The sequence below is a fragment of the Alkalihalobacterium chitinilyticum genome, from assembly GCF_029028005.1.
GTDB classification, from domain to species: Bacteria; Bacillota; Bacilli; order Bacillales; family Bacillaceae_F; genus Alkalihalobacterium; species Alkalihalobacterium chitinilyticum.
The window spans coordinates 44,346-63,282 of sequence record NZ_JAOTPO010000011.1 but is presented as its reverse complement, the minus strand read 5'-3'; the positions used below and the strand labels follow the sequence as shown (position 1 = coordinate 63,282).

Here is an 18,937-nt window from a genome sequence, read left to right as displayed (position 1 = left end):
GCTTTTATTTCTATAATTCTATAAGTTTTCATTCCACTCATACTTCCAGTGTGCTCCTAACTCTCTATTCCTTTCAGCAAGTTACTGTGATTCGTTCTATTTCTTCAAGTAACTTCTTAACATTGAGCGGTTTTGACACGTAACTGTCCATTCCAGCAGAAAAACAACGCTCCCGATCACCTTGTAAGGCATGAGCTGTTAGGGCAATGATAGGTGTATACGATTGATTTTCTTTTTCCCATGTTCTGATTTGTGTGGTCGCCCGTAATCCATCAAGTACTGGCATTTGTACATCCATTAACACTAGGTCAAATGTTTCAGACTGCATCATCTGTACGGCGTCTTCCCCATTTCGGACGACAGTTACTGCGTAACCATATTTCTCAAGGATTTTCTTTACAAGGTTTAAATTAACTTCATTGTCTTCAGCAACCAGTATTCTTTTTTGGTCTTGACGTAAATTCGCTTCTTCTTTAAAACCCGCTCGCTTCTTATGTTGGTCTTGCTCCACTGCAACCACATCTTTTAGCAATTCTTTTTTTACACCTGTCGAACGAAGCGGCTTATAAATAAAAGTGTTAGATGGCAATTCATCCTGGTTCATTGATGAATCAACCGCTACGTCAATATAAAACCAAAATGAAGAGCCTTTTCCTATATTACTAGTAAATGAGATTTCGCCACCCATTTCCTCAACCAATTTACGAGAGATGGTTAGTCCAAGCCCTGTTCCACCGTATTTTCGGGTACTTGATCCATCCACTTGAATAAAAGGTTTGAAAATTTCCTCTTGCATTTCAGCCTCAATACCAATGCCTGTATCTTCAACGACAAAGAGCAGTTCAGCTTTCCCATTGATCTCAGTTGAACGAACCACATGGATAACGACACTGCCCTCCTCGGTAAACTTTAACGCATTTCCGACCAAGTTATTCAGTACTTGTCGTAGACGCTTTTCATCAGATTGAATATATTCTGGCACACTTTTATCCATTTCAAGGATCAGTTCGATTCCTTTCTTAGCTGCTTCAGCAGTGAATGTTTGAGTGACATTTAATATGAAGGTTGGAAGATGAAAGCGCGTTTTCAGCAGTTCGAACTTACCAGCTTCTATTTTTGAAAAATCTAAGATGTCATTGATAAGTATTAATAAGGAATTAGAAGAATCTTTTACGATATTTACATATTCAAGTTGTTCCTCATTCAGGTCAGTCGATTGCAAAAATTCGGTAAACCCAATAATTCCATTCAACGGGGTACGAATTTCATGGCTCATATTGGCGAGAAATTGGCTTTTTAATCTATTCGCCTTTTCAGCTTCCTCTTTTGCCGTAGTTAATTGTTGCTCGTACACCTTTCGATCTGTAATATCATGAATAGTACCGGTGAACCCAATCCATTCTCCTACGGAATTATGTGCTAGAGTAACATATGCCTCAACCCAGCGATACCCGCCATCGGCGTGACAATAACGAACCTCCGTTTTACATTCAGTTTCTGTACCCTCTTTAAGTGGAGCAAAAAGTTGTTGAGCTTTAAGAACATCGTCTTCATATATATATGAGAGAAAGTTTTGTCCGATTGTTTGCGCAACCGGAAACCCAGTAATCTTTTTCCATGAAGCATTTAAAAAAGTCCAGACTCCTTCAAGGTCTATCTGGAATATTATCTCCCGCACACTATTTACCACTAATCGGTACCGCTCTTCAGCTAAACGCCGCTCCATCGCCTCAATTTTTTGTTTTTCAAATGATAAACAACCCTTAAGTGCAATGGAAAACTTCAACATCACTTTTTCTAGTTGCTTAAGCTCTTTTGTTGTAAAAACAGTACTTGAATAAGAATGAAGCTTTAAAAAACCTAAATCGTTTAAAGGAAAAAGGACAATAGTTCCTTCATGTATATCATATTCATGCAGCCATCCATTCTCTTTGGCCTCTTGTACACTTACAGTAATCACCTGCTGGTTCAAATGAGCTAAATCATCTGTCACAGATTGACCAATAAAATATTCTGGGTAGGCATAAGCTAACTTGTGAGGACCATTATTATCTTCACCTAACCAAATTGAAGCATAACTTAAATTTTTACGTGACATAAGTACCTTTAAAAATGAACTGCACTCTTTTTTAAATTCTAGTGAATTACCAATGTTTAAAGAAAGCTCATATAAAAGTGAGATATCCTGGAGAATGGTTGATAGATGGTTTGATTTATTCATGGAAAACACCTACAACCGTCGTCTTATTAAAAAATTCAAGATACCCATCACCATATGATGAGATTTCTCCCATAGTTAAAGCACCAATAACTGGTAGCTGATTAGATCGTTTCGAACATAATGTTTCATGAATAGTGCCTAGCTCTTGCTTGAAATCTTCACCTAGGAACAACACCCTTGAAATACAATCAATGACTAATGGTGAATGCTTCACGTTTTCAATGGAGGAGATCGCTTGAATACTTGCTTGTTTTGCAGCTTCTATCAAACTCTTTGGATCGCCCTTTAAAATCTCAAGAACAGTATTTTCTGGTATTTCACCGACACAAACAAGATCCCCTTCGTCATTAACTTTGATCGGATCACGTACAACGTCTTCTGTCGCGTCCTTCATGAGTCCAAAAGGATAAGCCTTCGCAATTTCAAAAAAGTTTTCTCGTGTTATCTCCCTTTCTGTTTCCTGCTCTATGACTTGTTGATACACAGGAAAAGCAGCTTCCCAATTAAGTTCAATAATTCTATTCCTCTCTGTTCTTGTAGCAACATAAGGACCTTGAATGGCTTGCCAACCATGCGCTACCCCAAGTTGTGTTTTTTCTTTACGCAGAGCGATAAGTGCCGCATCTTGGTAAATCCCCTCATTTGTAAATAGACAAGGCTTTTGCTGTAAAGATAGTGAACCTGCACCACCACCGATATAGGATAGTGAACGACCCACCTTGTTAAATAGTGATTTCAGAAACTCAGCAACATGTGGTGTTAAGCCATCTACAAATAAAAGGGCTGTCTGTGCTTCTTTTGTACTTACATTACTAAACAACTCTGTTATACCTACTTCAGGCTCATTAATCCCTTTAATAATTGCTGGCGGATGAACGAGGGAAACTACACTTACAACAGCGCCCCTGTCATAGCTCTCATTGTTATAAATAACAGCAGGAAATAATCCCCCAAAACATTCTATACTGTTTTCACGAAAATACATCAGCATTTCATCCACTCGTTCTAATTCTGAATCTGCTACTAAGATGAGTACATATTCACCATCATTTACGGTTAGGTTCTCCAACGCACTCTCAAGAACCTGAACTTCTAGTGAGTTTACATACATAGCATCTTCCTCCATTTACTTCTAAATTGTAACTTGTAGTCATTGACCACAACCAACTTCTTAACCCTTGAAACAACACTCTATCGAGGACGATAGAGTGTATAATGCTGAAAACTAAGTACCCCACTATTCCTGTTTATACCTTAAGCTGTGCCGTTGGTTCACCTAAATAAAAGCCTTGTGAGTAATCTACACCTATACGATTGAGTGTTTGAAAGACTGCTTCATTATCAACAAATTCAGCTACCGTTTTTATTGAAAGTTTCTTTGAAAAACCAACAATAGACTGAACAATCGCTAGGGCATTAACATCGGTATGAATGTTCTTAATTAATGATCCATCAATCTTCACAAAATCTACATCTAACTTTATGAGATGGGCAAAGTTTGAATAGCCTGTGCCAAAATCATCAATTGCAATTCGAGCCCCGAAAGTTTTGATCTCTTTTAAAAACAAATTGATTTCCTCATAGTTTTCTATACCATCTGATTCTAAGATTTCTACTATTAATTTATTGGCTAGATCCTTGTTTATTGAAAGTTCTTTAAGCAATACTGTTCGAATTTCTTCATCTAAAAGGTTGTCGATGGATAGGTTTATGGAAATCTCAAAACCGGTTTCCTCCATTTTCTTTAAGGCTTGTTGAATAACTACCAACGTGATTTGTCGATACATTGTTGTTTTTTTAGATATCTCTAGAAAATGATACGGAGAGTGGACAGTTCCATCTTCCTCTTGGAGGCGAACAAGACATTCATACTTGGTAGTGATTTGTCTATGATTATCAAATATCGGTTGGTAAAACAAGATAATACGACTTTCTTCAATCGCTCTGCTAATCTTTTCTGACCAAACAATATTTTCTTTCACTTTGTCGACTACTTTAAGAGATTGATCATAAACAACTAGCTTTTCCCCTTCAGTTTTAGCATTGTTCAATATTACCTCTGCCTGTTGAACAGTCTCAACCCATGTTCCTAATGCTAGTTTAAAAGCGACTCCTACTGTCAGCTGTGCACTAAGAGGAAAGTTAAATCCTTTAATATATACATTCTCTTGCTCTAACTGGTGCAACATCTCACTAAGTTGGATTTTTAGTTTTACTGGGTCTACTACTCGATGACACACAATCATTAACTGATCCATGTTATAGCGATAAATGGAAATCAAATTGGGTGAAGTTTTCAACTCTCTCATTCTGCTAGCTATTTTTGCGATAAAATAATCCGTATTTTCATAACCATACGTATCACTTAACTGATGATAATTATTTATGGCAAGTAAGATTAAGGTCCCTTCTTTACCTTCTTCTAGATCTCGATACAGCTGAGTCCGATTCGGTAAGCCTGTTAAGTCATCAAGAGATACACTTTTAGCGATATTTGACTCTCTTCCCTCTTTTATATCAGTTACAACCTTCGTTATTTTACTAACAAATTGTTGCGCTGATACGGGTTTAACTAGAAACTGATCGATACCTAGTTCTATCGACTGTAATAAATTCTCTTGGTCACTATGTGCAGAAATAATAATAATTTTTTGCTGTGGACTAACCGTTTTAATTTGAGTAACCATGTCAAGACCATTCATCCGTGGCATTGATATATCAGAAAAAATAATGTCAATCTCTTCACCATGCTGCTCGTATAGAAGTAACCCTTTCTCACCGTTTTCAGCAATCCAAACTTGGTTAAAAAATTTACTTAACAATGTAATCATTTGTTGACGAATAAGCTCATCATCCTCAACATACATGACATTTAGTTCCCAACTTAGGCTTTTTAGCTCTTTAATCATTGTCATGGTCTCCTTCAATTAAAAGAGGAATTTCAATAACAAACTGTGCTCCATCTCCATGATTGGATGCATGGATTTTTCCTTGTAAACGCTCTTCTACTATTTTCTTTGAAATTGACAAACCCAACCCTGTACCCTTTCCTTTTTGTTTAGTTGTAAAGTATGGTTTAAAAATTTCATCTAAGTAGTCTTGTGGTATTCCCCCTGCATTATCTTGAATACGCACTTGTAACACCATTTCTTCCTTTAATGTAGCTGAAACCTGAATTTTACGGTGTCGATTATCAACCCTATCATCAAAAGCATGAATGGCATTGGACATAATGTTAATCAAAACTTGTTGTAAATCATTTCGATGGGTTGTGACTTGGATATCCTCTAATGCCTCAACGTACAATACTATATTTCGGCTATAGATTTGAGACTGCATTAAATCAAAAATACATTTCATAACTTCTTGAATAGAAAATGTCGTTAATTTTTGATTATCATTAAAGAAGCCCATAAAATCCGTTATCGTCTGTGACATACTCCCCACAACTTCAATAATTTGATTGGCTTGCTCAATAATTTCTTCAGGGCTACTTCCTAGCTCAGCATCTAAAGCAATGTTTGACGCCATTAAACTAATCCCGTTAAGTGGTTGCCGCCATTGATGAGCGATGGAATTAATAATGTCCCCCATCGCAACTTGTTTAGATTGCTGTTGTATCATCATTTCTTTTTGTTGGTTTTCGAACACAGCCTGCTTGATTTTTTCTTCTAGCTTTTCATTAAATGTCGAAAGTTCATTAAGCGTCTGCTGTAGCTTCTTTTCCGTATCCATTCGTTTAACCATTCCTCCGAAGCTAGCTGCCACTGCTGTTAATATAAGTTCATCATCTGCTGACCACTCGCGCTCATTATGACAATCGTCAAATCCGATAAATCCCCACAATTCGTCTCCAATATAGATTGGTAGTACGAGTAAGGAGATAATTCCTTGTTCTTCTAGCACTTTTCGACCTGGTTCTGGCATCTGCCGAATAAGTCCATTCACTGTTTCTCGCTGTATTAACCTCTCATACCACCAGAGAAGTTGCATGTCCGTATACTCTACATTTTGAAGGTCTGGATTAGCAATTTGCGGCTCTACATCACCTTGTGTCCATTCATACCGTTGGCTGGTTGCAGGTCTTCCGGTTTCAGGGTGATTATGGTGTTCGAAGATATACACACGATCAACATAAACAGCTTCCCCTAAAAACTGAAGTGCTCTCAAAACAGCTTTATTCTGATCCCGGTTCGTTATTAGAGTGTGAGTAGCATTGGCAATTGCTTGAAGGAGTTTATCACGGCATGCGACTTTCTCGAAAGTAGTATCACTTTTACTAGCTTTTTGCTCGAAACTAGATGATATGTTATCTATTTGGTTCGTTTTTTCATGTAACTGTCCAGTTTCGAAAATATGTTCACTTTTTTCAACCGAATATCTCATTGCTTCTCTTCCTATCTTTTAATCTATTTTTTTCATTAAAGTTACCTTAAATTTCAATTTATTTACCCCTGAAATTTCTTGTCCTAATGTTGAATTCCGATGACTTCCTTTGGATTTATTTTACTCCATAATAGGACTAATTATATAGTACTAAATTACTAATAGAAAAGAAAAAAATATTAGGTCACTCAATTTTAAGTAAATTAACGGCATGAAAATAAAACAAGATATCTTCTTCGATAAATTTTCTTATTCAGTTGATTTTAACGTAACTTAATTAATGATAATTACCCTATTATACAAATCTTAAATATGGTAATAAATGTAATATAACTTCGTAATTGACAGAAAATTCAGTTCAAGTTTATAATTTTGGTAATACCAAATTCAATAACATGTAATACCTAAAAGCAGATATACATATTCATACTATTGGAGGAAGGTCCAACATGAAAATAAGTGAACGTACATCAGACAAAGTAGAGAGAAAATTAATTGATGACATATTATCAGGGAATTTACAGGCAGGAACTACACTCCCTCCCGAAAGAGAGCTTGCTAAAACGTTTAGTGTAGGACGCCCTACCGTTCGAGAAGCGTTACAACGTTTAGAACGAGATGGCTGGGTTACAGCGCGAAAAGGGCAGCCTTCAATCGTAAACGACTACTGGAATCAAGGGAATTTAACGATGCTGGATAAAATTGTCCAAAATCAACAATCGGTAACAGATGAGTTTATCCTGTACTTACTGGAATTAAGATGTTCTTTGACGCCAACGTACATACAAGATGCTGTTGCAAATAATCAAGCCAAAGTCGTTGCTGTACTAGCTTATTTAGAAGATTTGAAAGACGATGCCGATAGCTATGCAGCTTTTGATTGGAAGTTACAAAAAGAATTTGCCCGTCTATCACCAAACCCGATGTACCTGCTAATTCTAAATAGCTTTGATTCCTTCTACTTAAGGATGGCAACAAGATACTTTTCTATAGATGCCCATAGAAACTTATCATTGCAATATTACAACGAGCTGCTGACGGTAGCTTTAAAGGGGGACGCCGTTGAAGCCGAAAAAATGGCTAGACAGGTAATGAAAAGAAGCTTAACACTATGGAAAAATCGAAACGATTAGGAGGGCTTTTAAATGAAAGGAAAATACGTAAAAGAGTTTTTCATATTTCCCGATGTGTTAGTCATGAGCTTTCTCTTCTTCATTAGTTTTGGTTGGATGATTTACACTTTTTCGATTATAACCTTGCTGGCTTTTTTGCTAGGGATGGTTGGTTATACGCTAAACGAATATCTTACACATCGATTTATTTTTCATATGAAGCCACCTAAAAACCGTTTTCTGCTTAAATTTATGAAGCGAATTCACTATGATCATCATTCAACACCAAATGACTTGCATTTATTATTTTTACCTCTATGGTACAGCTTACCTGCCATTGCTATTACTGCTGTTATTGTCTACCTTTTTACGTGGAGCTTCGCCATTACCAATGCTTTTAGTGCAGGTGTCATGCTTTTCTTATTATTTTATGAGTGGAAACATTATGTCGCTCACCGCCCCATTCAACCTGTATCTCCATGGGGAAAGTGGATGAAGAAAGTACATCTATGGCATCATTATAAAAACGAAAACTACTGGTACGGTGTTACGAATCCAGCCTATGATTTTTTACTAGGAACATTTAAAGATCAAAAAGATGTTGAGTCAAGTGAAACCGCTAAAAACCTTGAGAAACGAGGGGAACATAATATGAAGCTATAATGAATAATACATTATATTGATGCCGGACTATTCGATATACCGATCCAAGAGGAAAGAAGCTCGTTAAAAAGCTCATTGCTGTAAAGAACGTCCTTTGTGATTTCTGTTTCAACACAAAAAAGGGACCATAGTGCCACCGCTATGATCTCTTTACATTTAGAATTGCTTTCTTTATACCTCAAATCTACCCATATCAATAAAATCTAATATCTCTTTTGTATTTTTCGATTATCCATCTCTTTTTCTAACATTTTTATAAATTCTTTTTCTAAATTTAAATCTTTCGCCTTCTTGTATGTATTTACTAGCAATTCATCACTTAATCGATACATATTCACCACAACTCCTAAAAAACTAAGTTGTAGTCCTATTCACTATGATACCCATTCTTAAACCTATCCGAATATTTAAAAAATTATATTAAAAGATTAAACATAATAAGCAAAATATTAGTTATTTCAGTGAACTCTATGGGCCTTTTACAGGCACTTCTTCGAAAGCTTTATTCCATTGAGGGTTTTTAGGAACAAGCATGCCCGTTCAAGTAATAGGTTTAAGGAGCTATAAATCAAAAAAAGGAATATAGCTATAGCTTTATATTCCTAATTAGATGTGATCTTTCACTTTACTTGGAGATGATTTCGGGGATACTTTTACAGCGTAGAAGATAAAAATGACCGTAGGGAATTTTGCTTGCTTCCACTCTTCAAGAACTCCCTAATTCTTGAATTTCATCTGAAGGGTAGATCGTTACCCCTTTGTGATTCAATTGTGCTGCTTTAAACATGGCGTTAGCAACCGTTGTTCCTTGTATTGCTTTAAACTTTTTCAATGGGCCGATAAAGCAAACAGAAAGTGCTTTATAGAACACTTCAGCTGTTCTTTCTCCTAATCTAAATTCGTCGCGCTTTCCCATCAAAAGAGATGGACGGAAAATCGTAACAGAGTCAAAGTCGATTTTGCTCACTTCTTCTTCCAGCTCTCCTTTTATTCTTAAGTAAAAGTTCGAGGCTTGAGCGTTTGCAGAAAGTGAACTCACAAACAGAAACTGCTTGGCCCCCATTTTCTTCGTTAACCTTGCAATGGTTAACGGGTAGGTGACATCAACCTTACGCATCACTTCTTGCGACTTTGCTTTTTTAATCGTCGTGCCGAGGCAACTAAACACATCATCGACTTCAAAATTAATAATCGACTCGTCTAATCGGTCAAAATCAATAACCTTTTCTTCTAATTTGGAATGGTTGAACCCAAGTGGCTTGCGTACAATAGCAATGACTTTTTTATATTCGGATTGGTTAAGTAAAATTTGTAATAATTCACTTCCAATTAAGCCCGTAGCTCCGACTATGAGCGCAGTTTTTTTCTTCATCTTTTATCTCCTCTAAGTGTGATCATAATTTTAACGATCGATTCTGGTAAAAATTATATGTGTACTGCTTTTTTATATACTCACATCCATATTACTTAAAGTAAATCAAACAAGCCAGAACTCTGACCCCTAATCACTAAATGGGAGATTTCTGGCTTCATTATTTTAAGCTTCTATTTACTGCACAACTTTGATTACGTACCGCAAAATGTACGATAAGGATGACTTGATGGATCAGGCAGCGTGCTATACTCGGCTTGTTCACATGAGTGAGCGTATGGATTGGCTAGCGCATGAAGAAGTTTCTCCATCACACTGTAATCTCCACGTTCCACGGCTGCTTCTAACGCTTCCTCTACGCGATGGTTACGAGGAATGATTGCAGGATTGTTATTTTTCATCAACTCGTGTGAAGCCTCTTTGGATTCTTCCTGTTTCGCAAGTCGCGCTTGCCACAGTTCATACCATTGCTCAAATTCCTTTTTGTCAGATAAACCTGTATCCTCCAGCTGATCGAACGTTAATGCGCGGAACGTATTAGTAAAATCAGCACGATACTCATTCATGATACTGAGAAGGCCTTCAATCAGAGTTTCATCCTCTTCTTTCTCATGAAATAACCCTAACTTTGCTCTCATTCCAGCCATCCAGTTGGCTGTATACATTTCGGTAAAACCTGAAATTTCGGTTTGAGCCAGTTTCACAGCCTCCTCTTGGTCATCATGTAATAGCGGTAAAAGGGTTTCAGCAAATCTTGCTAAATTCCAACCCCCAATATAAGGCTGGTTTCCATAAGCATAACGACCTTGTCTGTCAATTGAGCTAAATACAGTGTCCGGATCATAGGTATCCATGAAAGCACATGGTCCATAGTCAATCGTTTCCCCGCAAATCGTCATATTGTCGGTATTCATCACCCCGTGAATAAATCCAACCATTTGCCATTTCGTAATTAAACTCGCCTGCCGTTTAATCACTTCGCGAAGAAGCGAAAGGTAGCGATTCGACTCCGTTTTAACCTCAGGGTAATGCCTCTCGATCGTATAATCAGCTAGCGTTCGTACATCATCAACCGAACCCCATTTAGAGGCATATTGAAAGGTACCCACTCGCAGGTGACTGGCAGCCACACGAGTCAAAATGGCACCAGGTAAATCGGTTTCACGAATGACGTGTTCACCTGTTGTTACCACCGCTAAACTGCGGGTCGTCGGGATACCAAGTGCATGCATTGCTTCGCTCATGATATATTCACGGAGCATCGGTCCAAGTGCCGCTCGCCCGTCACCACCTCGGGAGTAAGGTGTTCTCCCCGAGCCCTTAAGCTGAATATCAAACCGCTCACCACTCGGATTCAACTGTTCACCAATTAAAAGAGCCCTTCCATCACCAAGCATCGTGAAATGCCCAAACTGATGCCCCGCATACGCCTGCGCAAGAGGTATCGAGCCTTCAGGAACCGCATTACCAGCAAACACCGCTGCAGCATCATCTCCTTTTAGCTCCTCCGCTTTTAACCCTAAAGAGGTAGCTAACGAGTCATTGAGAATAACTAATTCAGGTGAACGAACAGGATTTACATCGATGGTTGAAAAAAAAGGTTTCGGTAGACTTGCATAACTATTTTCTAAATTCCAGCCGGCTTCTTGCATTGCTTTTCTTTCAGTCATCATACTCTCCTTCTCTTCTTTCGTCTTTTTTTCTATCCTAACTTTTCTTTCCGTTAAAATAAAGCAATGTACATTACTCTAGTGAAAACAGGACATTCATCCCGAATTTATTTAAAAACTGTAATCCATTAGAAAGGGATTTGACGAGCGGTAACCGTTACCGGACTCAGAGGCCTTTATCTGTGAACAAAACGTCGGTTTGGATAGTTTGGCGGACTCAGAAGCCTCTATTCGATGAAAAGGGGGGCGTTTTCACCTGTATTTATTAAAATAAGGGCCTCTCAGTCCGCGAAAGTCAAAAATACAATGATTTTTGAGAAATAAGGGCTTCTGAGTCCGTTAAAAAACCTACAACACCATCCATTGCCGTTTTTTACAATAAGCCGACCAAACCAGATATTTAGAGATCACTAAGGGATTACCTTAACCAAAGTTCGATCGCCTTTAATTTTGCAATCAAATCAACAACATTATTTAACATTGAACACATAGCCTTGTTATTGTCTGCTTTTACCAATTTATTATACTCTGTCTATGCCAGGAAGCCTGTCATTTTCCGATAATAAAAACCGGTCAAGGAGTTCACCCCTTAACCGGTTCTTTAAATCATCAACCTGAATTATTGATTATGCTATACACCTTTAAAAGCATTTCGGTATATCTCTGCTAACTCATTGACTAGAGGCAGCTTTGGATTTGCAGTCGTACATTGATCTTCAAATGCACGCTCTGCTAACTTTTCTACTTTCGCCTCAAAGTCTTCTTTCGTAACACCGCAAGCTTCAATACTCATTGGGATGTCTAGTTCTTTTGCCAAATCAATTACCGCTTGAACTAAGCTTTCAACTCCCTCTTCTATCGTTTTAGCAGGCAACCCGAGCATTCTTGCAATTTCAGCATAACGCTCGTTTGCAATGAAATGCTGATACTTAGGAAAAGCAGTAAACTTCTTCGGTTTTGTTGCATTAAAACGAATAACATGCGGCATTAAGATTGTATTAGCACGACCATGCGGAATTTGGAATTCAGCACCTAGTTTATGAGCTAAACTATGGTTAATTCCTAAGAAAGCATTCGCAAATGCCATCCCTGCGATCGTTGACGCATTATGCATTTTTTCTCGAGCAAGCTCGTTGCTTCCATTACGATACGCCAGTGGAAGATAGTCGAATACGAGCTGAATGGCTTTCATAGCCAAACCATCTGTATAGTCATTAGCCATGATGGAAACATACGCTTCAATCGCATGAGTTAATACATCCATTCCTGTATCTGCCGTAACATGCTTTGGTACTGTCATTACAAATTGAGGATCGATGATCGCTACATCAGGCGTTAACTCATAGTCAGCTAACGGATATTTTACATTGTTCTCTTTATCGGTAATGACCGAGAAAGAGGTAACCTCTGAACCCGTTCCTGAAGTCGTTGGAATGGCAACAAACTGCGCCTTTCCACCTAGGTTTGGATATTTAAAAATTCGTTTACGAATATCGAGGAACTTTTGTTTTAAGCCTTTAAAGTCCGTTTCTGGATGCTCATAAAACAACCACATTCCTTTGGCTGCGTCCATCGCAGAACCGCCACCGAGCGCAATAATTACGTCTGGTTGAAAGTTGTGCATCATTTCTGCACCTTTCATGACAGTTTCAATAGACGGATCTGGTTCAACATCTGAGAAGATTTCACAATGTACATAATCACTGCGTTTTCTTAAGTAATACAACACCTTGTCCACATAACCGAGATTGACCATGCCTGGGTCGGTTACAATGAACGCCTTTGAGATTTTCGGCATCTTCGCTAAGTACTGAGTTGAATGTTTTTCAAAGTATACTTTAGGTGGCACTTTAAACCATTGCATGTTTGTATTCCTTCTCGCTAATCTTTTGATATTTAACAAATGAACCGCACTAACATTGGAAGAAACGGAATTGCGCCCATAGGATCCGCACCCTAAAGTTAATGAAGGTAAGAAAGCATTGTATATGTCCCCAATCGCTCCTTGACTAGAAGGCGAATTAACAATTAAACGCCCAGCTTTCATTCGGTTACCAAACGCTCTAATAACTGCATCATCTTCAGAATGGATGACCGCCGAGTGACCAAGTCCCCCAAAAGCTAACATTTCTTCTGCCCGAGTTAAACCTTCCTCTGTTGAATTCACTTTATAAAAGGCTAGAACTGGACTTAATTTTTCTCGAGATAGTGGATATTCTGGGCCGACCCCTTTAATTTCTGCAATTAATATTTTCGTATCTTCAGGTACATCAACACCAGCGAGGCTGGCAATAAAGTAAGGTGATTTCCCAACAATGTCTGGGTTAACTGCGCAGCTCTTTTCGTTGATTACCAGCTTTTCTACTTTCTTTCGTTCTTTTTCATTTAAAAAATAGCAGCCATTCCTCACCATTTCATCTTTCACCGCTTCATAAATTTCCTTATCGACAATCGCCGCTTGTTCAGAAGCACAAATCATGCCATTATCAAAAGTTTTAGAAAGGATTAAGTCGTTAACGGCTCGTTTTACACTTGCTGTTTTTTCAATATAACATGGAACATTTCCTGGACCGACCCCAAGAGCTGGTTTACCAGTACTATAAGCCGACTTCACCATGCCTGCCCCACCTGTAGCTAATACAAGTGCTATTCCAGGATGGTTCATTAATTGTTGGGAGGCTGCAATGGATGGTGTTTTAATCCACTGAATACAATGCTCGGGTGCTCCTGCTTTTATCGCTGCATCCCTCAGTACTCGTGCTGCTTCACTACTTGATTTTTGTGCCGACGGATGGAATGCAAATACAATCGGGTTTCTTGTTTTTATAGCAATTAGTGCTTTGAACATAGTAGTAGATGTTGGATTCGTTACAGGGGTTACACCTGCCACTACACCGACAGGCTCTGCGATTTGCAAAATCCCCTCGTGCTCGTTTTCTTCAATAACACCAACCGTTTTGTCGTACTTTATGTTATGGTAGACATACTCAGTTGCGAACATATTTTTAATGATTTTATCCTCATACACCCCGCGCTGCGTTTCTTCAACTGCCATTTTTGCTAGGGGCATATGTTGGTCTAAACCGGCTAAAGCCATCTCTTTTACAATGCTGTTTATCATTTCTTGGTCAAAACTCATAAACTCTGCTAATGCAGACTGACCGTTTTCAACCAATTTCTCAATCATACTCGTCACTTCATTTTGTTTCTTTACTTCCTTTTCTAAAACTCCCACGTGAAGTCCCCCTTAAAAAGTGAATACAAAGTTTGTGAAACATTGAGCAAGTAGTTCCAAAAAAAAATGTTACCTATGGAGTTAGTTTGGGTGTTAGCTCACCAACCGCCCTAGACATGCTTGTTTTATCGTTACATTAAATCATTACTCACAAACTGGATTTCGTTGAATTTTTGTAATCGAAATATCATTGTAGAGCTTGGAGTTTTCATTAATGATACAAACGTAATTTACGGTCCAAATATAAGTCGGTATTTCCTTACCCTCTTCAAACATCATCGCCTCAAACTCATCGCCAACAAGATCTTCAAACATCTCTAGTGAGTAAGTTTCAGTGTCGGTAGTAAAGTCTTTCCATTGGCATAAAATCAATTTGATCAACTCCTTATGTCTTTCATACCTTTATATTAGCACGTAAAAGTTTGTGAAACAGTGAACAAACTTTGTCTCTTTTTAAAACGCTTTCATGTTTCTATCTGTTGTTAGACGCATAAAAGAAGTCAGGCTAATAAAATGCCTGTTTTTAGGCTTTTTACGGACACTTCATTATATAAAAAATTCGATTTTAGCTTGAAAAAGCAAAAGGCCTTACTAATTTGGCCTTTTGCTTTAACTTTATCTGTGTGCTGTTACTTTTCTCAAACCCTATCTTAGTCTAGGCGTTCGCTTGTCCTAAAACACCTTGAGTTGCTGCCATTCCGATAATGACGCATCCCCACATGTGCTTATAAGCGGTCACCATATCCGGGGCAGTAAAGCGGATCGTCTTTGGGCCGATAAGTTCCACTGAAGGAATGGTTGTCGTCATCAAAGCTTGGTTTGTCCCTTTAAAGTCAATTTCAAAAGTGATAGGTCCCTCCACTCTATAAGGCTCGACACTTTTAGCTTTTTCAACCGCTAATTGTGCTTTTTCTTTAATTAATTGCTGGGCTTTTTTAGGCGGAAGCAGTTCAGCTGCCAAGCGATCAATTCCTCGTTTGACAACAGCTGCTTCAACGTGAGGTAATGTCTCCTTCACTTCTTCCACATAAGCATCATCCCCAGTGATTAAAAGGGCCGGTACATTAAAATCACCTGCTACCGCTGCATTCAGCTCCGTTTCACCAACAACTTTGCCATTTATACGGAATTCGTTTACACAAATACCGGCTAAAGAATGATTGATGACTGTACGTTCAGATCCACCCTCACGCCCATGGTGGCCAACAAACAAAATTCCATCATATGTATCGTCTAGACCTTCTAGCTGGCACATCACACGGTTATTACCAGAAATAAGACTTGCACGCTCATCAAGGTCCTCTATAAAAATATTGGACATATTTCCATGACCGTCAGCAACAACAACTTCTGTAGCACCGCCATTAAAAGCCCCTTCAATTGCAGCGTTAACATCTTGAGTCATAAGCTTTCTGAAACGCTGATATTCACTTTCCTTTTTTAGCTGGACGCCCGTAGCAACTCCTGTGACCCCTTCAATATCTGCTGAAATAAAAAACTTCATCCTTTTTCTCCCTCTTTCTTTTTCTGATTATTTCTAGTTTAAACTAAATTTAGTATACCTACAAAATGTTTGAAGACCTGAGTTAACTGAAGTAAAAGATGCTGTGATCATCCCAGCAGGGAAAGCTGTTTCGGAAGTCCTTCGTTTGTTGGTGGCAGAAGGTAAAATTCACAACCAAACCATTTTATACGATTTCCCCCATCCATCTGGAGCGAACGGCCACCGCAGAAAACAATATGAGGAAAAGAAAGATTGGTTTAAGACAAAGCTAGAAGGGCATTTTGATTGATAGAATGATATCAGCCTTAATTCAGTAAAATCGTCTATGTCTTTTTCTAACAATATAAAAGTATTTTGATTATACAAAAATAATTTTATTTTATTTCGAATGCCGAAATGTTATGATAGAAGAATAGATTGAAAGATATGGAGGAATTTATAATGACAAAACGTCCAATAACAGCAGATGACTTATGTAAGTTTAAGTTTGTAGGAGACCCTCAACTGTCCCCAAACAAAGACAAAGCAGCCTATGTTTTAACTCACGTCGATAAAGAGAAAGATGGCTATTATTCTTTTATCTATGTAACTGACCTAAATGGAAACGGGAGACAGTTTACCTCTCATTATTCAACAGATAAATTAATAAAAGATACGGCTCCTGCGTGGTCTCCAGATGGAAGCCAGCTTGCCTTCCGCTCCAACCGTTCAGGAAAAAATCAAGTTTGGCTCTTACATATTGATGGTGGTGAGGCTGTTCAAGTAACCGATGTGAAGCAAGGAGTTGGAGACTTCACTTGGTCTCCTGATGGAAGCCAGCTTGCCCTAACGATTTCCGGTGAATTGAAGCTTACCTCTGATAAGGAAGAAAAAACTGAAGAAAAAAGTGATGTTAAAGTAATTACTAGACTTCGTTATAAAGGTGATGGAGTTGGTATTTATAACGATGACCGCAAGCATGTTTATTTATTTGACATAGAGACAAAATCTTTTACTAAAGTTACTGAAGGTGATCATGACTTTTCACAGCCTCGTTTCTCCCCAGACGGGAAAAGTTTATTCTATATTGGAACGAAAGCAGAAGATAAAGAGTGGGGTTACCTTCCTGCGATTTGGAAATATGATATGGCTGCTAAAGAAGAGACCCTGTTTTATCAAGGAAATGGATATATTATGGCACCTTCCTTCTCACCAGATGGCAAATGGTTAGCCGTTGCTGGTCATACTCGTGGTGAAAGAAGTCAAGGTAACGCGAATGTCCTCTTACTTTCTTTAGAAACAGGTACTTTAACAAATTTAACAGAAAACTTTGATTATACCGTTGGCAACCTGGTAGGTGTGGATGCGAAGTATGACACAGCGGAGCTTCGATTAATTTGGAACTCTACTAGCAACCATATTTTCTTTGGTGCTACTGTTGGAGGAGATTGCCAACTATTTAAAGTAAATCTAAAAGGGGAAGTGTCTGTGGCCCTATCTCCAGCTGTCGCTTCTGTTTCTTCTTACGATATTGTTAGTGATGATCAAGCAGTACTGGTTCTAGCTACACCTCATTCGACAGGAGATTTAGTAACACAGGATCTAAATGATGTGAATAACATTAATCAGCTAACCGATTGGAACCAAGAGCTTTATAACGAGGTACATTTAAGCACTCCTGAAAACTTCCACTACAAGAGCACGGATGGTTGGGATATTGAAGGATGGGTAATGAAGCCTTATGGATTTGAGGAAGGAAAAACGTATCCGATGATCCTTCAAATTCACGGTGGTCCAGCAACAGCTTATGGTAATGGGTTGCACCACGAAATGCAATTAATGGCCTCAAAAGGTTATATCGTCCTATACACTAACCCAAGAGGAAGTCATGGATATGGGCATGATTTTGTAAATGCTGTTATTGGTGATTACGGTGGAATGGATTATGAAGATATTATGGCGGGTGTAGATTATGCTTTAGAAAACTTTAACTACATCGACCACGACCATTTATTCGTGACTGGTGGAAGCTACGGCGGATATATGACAAACGTTATCGTTACGCGTACAGACCGCTTTAAAGCAGCCGTTACCCAGCGTTGTATTAGTAACTGGCACAGCTTTTATGGCACAAGTGATATTGGCTTCTTTTTTACTGAATGGCAGCATGGGCATGCCGACTTATGGGAGGATGTAGACAAACTAATCAAGCTGTCACCTCTACATTACGCTCGTAACGTCAAAACACCGACACTCATCCTGCACAGTGAACAAGACTTACGTTGTCCAATGGAGCAAGCAGAACAATGGTATGTGGCGCTTAAACGTCTAGGTGTGGAAACGATGCTAGTCCGCTTCCCAGATGAAGACCATAACCTTTCACGCTCTGGTAAACCGAAGCACCGCTTAGAGCGTTTACAGCATATTATTGGTTGGTTTGAAGATCGTAGGAATTAAGGATAAATTACTAGTAAAGGTTTCGACTGAAACGGTCACACCAATTGGCCTATCCTTCAGTCGAAGCTTATTTTTCCAAACCTAAAGAGGCGGCAACTTGATGCCACCTCTTTTAGTTTATTTTCGGTATTAATTAAGACCAGTTAACCATTAAATGCAGTCTTCTGACTGGTTAATAGCATATTTCTATCCTGTAATGTCCTTCATCCAACTCTTTGAAGGACTCAAACGAAAAAATAGCATATCAATGATTGATATGCTATTTCTTTATACTTTTTACTAGTTTCTCCACGAAAATCGAACTACTTACGGAAACCCGCGAGCCCTAAACAGTCCAT

14 protein-coding genes are annotated in these 18,937 nt (G+C 38.5%); 4 read left to right on the top strand and 10 right to left on the bottom strand.

Going from position 1 to position 18,937, the window contains the following annotated elements; translation table 11 throughout:
• Positions 1-73 precede the first annotated feature (73 nt).
• The 4 genes from N7Z68_RS15615 to N7Z68_RS15600 form a co-directional block, all read right to left on the bottom strand.
• The gene (locus N7Z68_RS15615; RefSeq protein ID WP_275119400.1) at positions 74-2,221 is read right to left on the bottom strand and encodes an ATP-binding protein; all 2,148 of its coding nucleotides are present in this window, start codon (positions 2,219-2,221) and stop codon (positions 74-76) included.
• Complete coding sequence (locus tag N7Z68_RS15610) at positions 2,214-3,332, bottom strand: FIST signal transduction protein (RefSeq protein WP_275119399.1); 1,119 nt, start codon at positions 3,330-3,332, stop codon at positions 2,214-2,216. The genes N7Z68_RS15615 and N7Z68_RS15610 overlap by 8 nt, the downstream gene beginning before the upstream one ends.
• Positions 3,333-3,468: 136 nt before the next feature.
• On the bottom strand, positions 3,469-5,130 hold the full coding sequence (locus N7Z68_RS15605; protein ID WP_275119398.1) for an EAL domain-containing protein: 1,662 nt from the start codon (positions 5,128-5,130) through the stop codon (positions 3,469-3,471).
• Positions 5,123-6,607 (bottom strand): sensor histidine kinase, encoded by a 1,485-nt coding sequence (locus tag N7Z68_RS15600; RefSeq protein WP_275119397.1) that lies wholly within the window; start codon positions 6,605-6,607, stop codon positions 5,123-5,125. Before N7Z68_RS15600 ends, N7Z68_RS15605 begins: the two co-directional genes overlap by 8 nt.
• A 449-nt stretch (positions 6,608-7,056) precedes the next feature.
• Between N7Z68_RS15600 and N7Z68_RS15595 the strand changes: the two genes are divergently transcribed.
• Positions 7,057-7,740, top strand: coding sequence for a GntR family transcriptional regulator (locus N7Z68_RS15595; RefSeq protein ID WP_275119396.1), 684 nt, complete (start codon positions 7,057-7,059; stop codon positions 7,738-7,740).
• 12 nt (positions 7,741-7,752) lie between these two features.
• Entirely contained in the window at positions 7,753-8,382 is a 630-nt protein-coding gene (locus N7Z68_RS15590; protein WP_275119395.1) for a sterol desaturase family protein, read from the top strand.
• Between the two features lie 203 nt (positions 8,383-8,585).
• Here N7Z68_RS15590 and sda read toward each other — a convergent pair whose 3' ends face one another.
• The 6 genes from sda to N7Z68_RS15560 all read right to left on the bottom strand — a co-directional run bounded on the left by sda (position 8,586) and on the right by N7Z68_RS15560 (position 16,163).
• On the bottom strand, positions 8,586-8,714 hold the full coding sequence (gene sda / locus N7Z68_RS15585) for a sporulation histidine kinase inhibitor Sda (RefSeq protein WP_275119394.1): 129 nt from the start codon (positions 8,712-8,714) through the stop codon (positions 8,586-8,588).
• Positions 8,715-9,088: 374 nt separating this feature from the next.
• The gene (locus tag N7Z68_RS15580; protein WP_275119393.1) at positions 9,089-9,754 is read right to left on the bottom strand and encodes an oxidoreductase; all 666 of its coding nucleotides are present in this window, start codon (positions 9,752-9,754) and stop codon (positions 9,089-9,091) included.
• A 194-nt stretch (positions 9,755-9,948) separates the two neighbouring features.
• Positions 9,949-11,424: a protein adenylyltransferase SelO gene (locus tag N7Z68_RS15575; protein ID WP_275119392.1), complete on the bottom strand. Its 1,476-nt coding sequence runs from the start codon at positions 11,422-11,424 to the stop codon at positions 9,949-9,951.
• Between the two features lie 631 nt (positions 11,425-12,055).
• Positions 12,056-14,659 carry a bifunctional acetaldehyde-CoA/alcohol dehydrogenase gene (gene adhE, locus N7Z68_RS15570; protein ID WP_275119391.1) on the bottom strand — a complete coding sequence of 868 codons (2,604 nt, stop codon included), beginning with the start codon at positions 14,657-14,659 and terminating at the stop codon, positions 12,056-12,058.
• Between the two features lie 144 nt (positions 14,660-14,803).
• Entirely contained in the window at positions 14,804-15,031 is a 228-nt protein-coding gene (locus N7Z68_RS15565; protein ID WP_275119390.1) for a hypothetical protein, read from the bottom strand.
• Between the two features lie 283 nt (positions 15,032-15,314).
• Positions 15,315-16,163, bottom strand: a complete 849-nt coding sequence (locus N7Z68_RS15560; RefSeq protein WP_275119389.1) for a M55 family metallopeptidase — start codon at positions 16,161-16,163, stop codon at positions 15,315-15,317.
• A gap of 103 nt (positions 16,164-16,266) precedes the next feature.
• On the opposite strand from N7Z68_RS15560, the gene N7Z68_RS15555 reads away from it, so the two are divergent.
• Positions 16,267-16,452, top strand: a complete 186-nt coding sequence (locus N7Z68_RS15555; protein ID WP_275119388.1) for a hypothetical protein — start codon at positions 16,267-16,269, stop codon at positions 16,450-16,452.
• 152 nt (positions 16,453-16,604) lie between these two features.
• On the top strand, positions 16,605-18,599 hold the full coding sequence (locus N7Z68_RS15550) for a S9 family peptidase (RefSeq protein ID WP_275119387.1): 1,995 nt from the start codon (positions 16,605-16,607) through the stop codon (positions 18,597-18,599).
• Positions 18,600-18,937: the final 338 nt, after the last annotated feature.

Bases quoted from the DNA above. Each gene is read 5' to 3' on its own strand.
- N7Z68_RS15615 (WP_275119400.1), bottom strand. From the start codon at position 2,221: ATGAATAAATCAAACCATCTATCAACCATTCTCCAGGATATCTCACTT.
- N7Z68_RS15610 (WP_275119399.1), bottom strand. From the start codon at position 3,332: ATGTATGTAAACTCACTAGAAGTTCAGGTTCTTGAGAGTGCGTTGGAG.
- N7Z68_RS15605 (WP_275119398.1), bottom strand. From the start codon at position 5,130: ATGATTAAAGAGCTAAAAAGCCTAAGTTGGGAACTAAATGTCATGTAT.
- N7Z68_RS15600 (WP_275119397.1), bottom strand. From the start codon at position 6,607: ATGAGATATTCGGTTGAAAAAAGTGAACATATTTTCGAAACTGGACAG.
- N7Z68_RS15595 (WP_275119396.1), top strand. From the start codon at position 7,057: ATGAAAATAAGTGAACGTACATCAGACAAAGTAGAGAGAAAATTAATT.
- N7Z68_RS15590 (WP_275119395.1), top strand. From the start codon at position 7,753: ATGAAAGGAAAATACGTAAAAGAGTTTTTCATATTTCCCGATGTGTTA.
- sda (WP_275119394.1), bottom strand. From the start codon at position 8,714: ATGTATCGATTAAGTGATGAATTGCTAGTAAATACATACAAGAAGGCG.
- N7Z68_RS15580 (WP_275119393.1), bottom strand. From the start codon at position 9,754: ATGAAGAAAAAAACTGCGCTCATAGTCGGAGCTACGGGCTTAATTGGA.
- N7Z68_RS15575 (WP_275119392.1), bottom strand. From the start codon at position 11,424: ATGACTGAAAGAAAAGCAATGCAAGAAGCCGGCTGGAATTTAGAAAAT.
- N7Z68_RS15560 (WP_275119389.1), bottom strand. From the start codon at position 16,163: ATGAAGTTTTTTATTTCAGCAGATATTGAAGGGGTCACAGGAGTTGCT.
- N7Z68_RS15550 (WP_275119387.1), top strand. From the start codon at position 16,605: ATGACAAAACGTCCAATAACAGCAGATGACTTATGTAAGTTTAAGTTT.